This is a genomic window from Streptomyces griseorubiginosus (genome assembly GCF_017614965.1).
In the GTDB taxonomy this organism is placed as follows: Bacteria; Actinomycetota; Actinomycetes; order Streptomycetales; family Streptomycetaceae; genus Streptomyces; species Streptomyces griseorubiginosus_B.
In genome coordinates, this window is record NZ_WVUG01000524.1 from 1 (window position 1) to 3,202 (window position 3,202).

A 3,202-nucleotide genomic window follows, 5' to 3' on the forward strand; every position below is an offset into this window, starting at 1 on the left:
CCGCCGCACCGCCCGCCCGCGAAGCCTGAAGGGGGAACCACCATGCCCGTCCTCGCCCTCCTCTCCGCCGTCTTCGTCGTCGGCGTCGAGCAGACCGTCCAGTGGAAGTACGGCGTCACCGGGATCATCGGCCTGACGCTCCTCACCATAGGCATCAAGGCGAAGAACCCGACGGTCAGCTCCGTCGGCGCCGTCGTCCTGGCCCTGCTGGTCGCCGGACCCGCTCTATGAGCGGAGCCCGTCCCGGCGGCCGGTGTCCATCGCTGTGGGAGACGGTCAGTTCGTGAGTAACAGCTCCGAACTGATCGTCTCCCACAGCGCGTTGAACCACAGGTACGACTGCTCGACGAAGGTCGTGTCCCGCAGGTCGGCGCCCTGCTCGAAGGCGAACAGCATGGACCGGGTGCCCTCCGCGTCGTACATCTCCAGGGGCTCGTGGTCGATCTCCTCCTCGCGGCGCGTGACCGTGTAGTACGCGAAGAGGGACTCCACCCCGTTGAGCAGGTACAGCTTCACCGGCGGGGTGAAGGGCAGCGAGCGGAAGGTGACCTCGACATCGATGCCGTGCGTGGCGCGCAGGGCCAGCAGGTTGTGCCGCAGGACCTGGACCTGGGCGTTGCGGTGGGACACCCAGCGGCGTTGCAGCCGGCCGTCCATCGCCGCGTCCACGGGCGTCGGGAAGGCCAGTTCGATGTCGCTGCTGGGCAGCAGGACGCGGACGTCGACCTTGGCCGGTTTAAGCTGTCCGGCGTGGATCTGGCGCAGCGGTTCGCCGATCGCGAGGGTCAGGGACACCGAGGTGAGGCACAGGGCGTCTATCTCGACGTGGGGCTCCGCGAACGCGGCCGCTATGCGCGGGGCCAGCGCCACCATGGTGGGCAGCGGCGGGGCTCCGGGGCCGGTCGGTGGTGCGGCCAGGCCCAGGTCGGGGGCCACGGTGGCGGGCGCGCCCTTGGAGACGTTGGTGAGCAGGTGCTCCGACTGCAGGATGCGCAGCGCCTGGCGTACGGCACCGCGCTCGACGCCGAACTCGTCGGCCAGCCTGGCCTGCGTGGGCATGCGCTGGCCCGGACGGAGCTCGCCCGACCTGATCCGGGCACGCAGCTCGTCGGCCACCTCTCTGTGGGACTTCTGTGGCCGCTGTGACCTCTTCCGCCCATTGACGGCGGCGTGTTGGGGGTCCACGACCAAACACTACAACTTCCCGCCATCTTTCGGCAGTTCCAGAGAAGGTGGTTATAAGCCGCTTCCAAGCGGAGATAAGTACAGTGAAGTTGGTCACCAACTTGAGCAAGCTTGAGCAACGTTGAACAACATGGTCGGAACATTCGGAGGCTTGGCCACAGGGGTCCTCCTCCCGTCCCGAAGGAGGGACCGTCATGCCGCTCGTAGCCCTCGCCGTCGCCGCCCTCGCTTTCGGATTCGAGCAGCTCGTCCAGTGGAAGTACGGACCGATGGGCATCATCGCGTTCCTCGCGCTGTCCATCGGGCTCAAGGCCAAGAACACCGTCATCAGCGGACTGGGAGCGGTCATCCTCGTGATGCTGCTGGCCCAGTCGGGCTGACCTCGCGTCGGCCGAACCCGGTTCGGCTGGCCGGGCTCCCTTCCGGAGGGGAGCCGGGAGCCCGGTCAGTCTGCACCAAGCGCACCGTCACAACTCAACATCGACAACTCAACATCGGCGGCTCGACAGCCGCACCCGCTCAGCCACAACTGAACAGCTCCATCGGCTCCATGAGCTACATGAGCTACATGAGCTACATGAGCTACATCAGCACAGTCACAACTGAACAGCACAGCTACGGATGAGAGATCAGAAGTCAACTGCCACCGCGCGTGAGGAGGTTCAGAACATGTCCGGGCACCAAGGGCGCCTGGACGTACGCAGCAGGGCGTCGGCCGACCGGCCGGCGCCCGCTCGTTCTTCCTGGACCCGCCCCAGCGACACCAGCCGTACCGCCGACTGGTCGCCGAGCCACAGCGCCGCCAGCTCGGAGACGTCCAACGAGAGTTCCGCGCTCTGCCGCGTCGGGGTACAGGACGCGCCCTGCGGTGACGCCTCCAGCCGGTAGCGGCCGCCCGCGTAACCGGCGCGGTCGGTGATCTCCAGCACCAGCGAGCCCGTACCCTCGTACGTCCGCGCCTCCAGGGCCCGTACGACGTCCAGGATCCGCACCCACAGCCAGTCCGCCTGCGAGACGACGCGGGCGGCCCTCGGGTCGGGGAGCAGGTCGGTGAGCAGGTCGTCCGGGGCGCGCTGGCCGGTCTTCACCTGCGTCACCCAGTCGATCGAGCACAGGTGGTACCACAGGGCCCGCTCGGCGGCCGGGGTGGTCGCGATCATGCCCCGTACGGTCGCCGTGTCCAGCGGCTGCCCCGCGTCGCCCCACTTGTCGTCCACCTCGTAGGCGACCAGGCCCTCCAGCGTGCCGTCCGGCGCCCGGTACGCGGCGAAGAACGGCTCGGTCCACTTCGGGTCGACACGGACGGCGCCGGTGTTGAGCTGCCACCACCAGTCGCCGCGGCTGACGGCGCCGGGGGTGGCGCGGCGGAAGCGGTCGTGGAGTTCGGGGCCGATCTTCCGTACGTCGTCGCCGTCCACGAGGTCGACGCGGGCGCCGTCGGCCGGGCCGGACCAGCGGGGGTCGAGGCCGGTACGGGGGACGTCGACGATCCACTCGGTTGCGGTGGTGGCGGGGCCGAAGCCGTAGCGGCCGTAGATCCGGTACTCCGCGGCGATGAGTGTCGCCACGACGTCGCCGCGCTCCTTGGCGGTCGCGAGGTCCTGGGTCATCATCCGGGTGAGCAGTCCGCGGCGGCGGTGGGTGGCGGTGACGGTGACGCCGGAAACGGCGTCGGCCTGCACGCAGGCGCCGCCGACCGCGGTGACCTCCTGGGCGAAGGACCGGAACGTCGCGACACAGCGGTCCCCGTCGAAGGCCCCGAGATAGCGACCGGCCTCGAACTGCCCTCGCCGGGCTTCGAGCTCGGCCTCCGACGGGGTCGGCGGACGCAGGAAACCGGTGTTCACCGCCCGTATCCACTCGGGGAACTCCCCTTCGGTGACCGGACGGACGTCGATGTCAGCGGCTCGGCTCATGGGATCACGGTAGGCGGACGGCGGGGAGGGTGTCGCGGGGATTTCCCACGGCCTCAGGCGTGCCTGGTGCGCTCAGAACACCCCCCGGATCTCCCCCACCT

Annotated in this window: 4 protein-coding genes; 2 read left to right on the forward strand and 2 right to left on the reverse strand. The window is 69.2% G+C overall.

What is annotated here, in order from left to right; translation table 11 throughout:
- Positions 1-42: 42 nt before the first annotated feature.
- Positions 43-231 carry a hypothetical protein gene (locus GRC12_RS43060; protein WP_133045728.1) on the forward strand — a complete coding sequence of 63 codons (189 nt, stop codon included), beginning with the start codon at positions 43-45 and terminating at the stop codon, positions 229-231.
- Between the two features lie 45 nt (positions 232-276).
- On the opposite strand, the gene GRC12_RS43065 is transcribed toward GRC12_RS43060, so the two are convergent.
- Positions 277-1,191 (reverse strand): winged helix-turn-helix domain-containing protein, encoded by a 915-nt coding sequence (locus GRC12_RS43065; RefSeq protein ID WP_208785885.1) that lies wholly within the window; start codon positions 1,189-1,191, stop codon positions 277-279.
- Positions 1,192-1,379: 188 nt separating this feature from the next.
- Between GRC12_RS43065 and GRC12_RS43070 the strand changes: the two genes are divergently transcribed.
- The gene (locus GRC12_RS43070) at positions 1,380-1,565 is read left to right on the forward strand and encodes a hypothetical protein (RefSeq protein WP_208785886.1); all 186 of its coding nucleotides are present in this window, start codon (positions 1,380-1,382) and stop codon (positions 1,563-1,565) included.
- A gap of 282 nt (positions 1,566-1,847) precedes the next feature.
- Here GRC12_RS43070 and GRC12_RS43075 read toward each other — a convergent pair whose 3' ends face one another.
- Positions 1,848-3,101 (reverse strand): GNAT family N-acetyltransferase, encoded by a 1,254-nt coding sequence (locus GRC12_RS43075; protein ID WP_208785887.1) that lies wholly within the window; start codon positions 3,099-3,101, stop codon positions 1,848-1,850.
- Positions 3,102-3,202: the final 101 nt, after the last annotated feature.

Bases quoted from the DNA above. Each gene is read 5' to 3' on its own strand.
- GRC12_RS43060 (WP_133045728.1), top strand. From the start codon at position 43: ATGCCCGTCCTCGCCCTCCTCTCCGCCGTCTTCGTCGTCGGCGTCGAG.
- GRC12_RS43070 (WP_208785886.1), top strand. From the start codon at position 1,380: ATGCCGCTCGTAGCCCTCGCCGTCGCCGCCCTCGCTTTCGGATTCGAG.
- GRC12_RS43075 (WP_208785887.1), bottom strand. From the start codon at position 3,101: ATGAGCCGAGCCGCTGACATCGACGTCCGTCCGGTCACCGAAGGGGAG.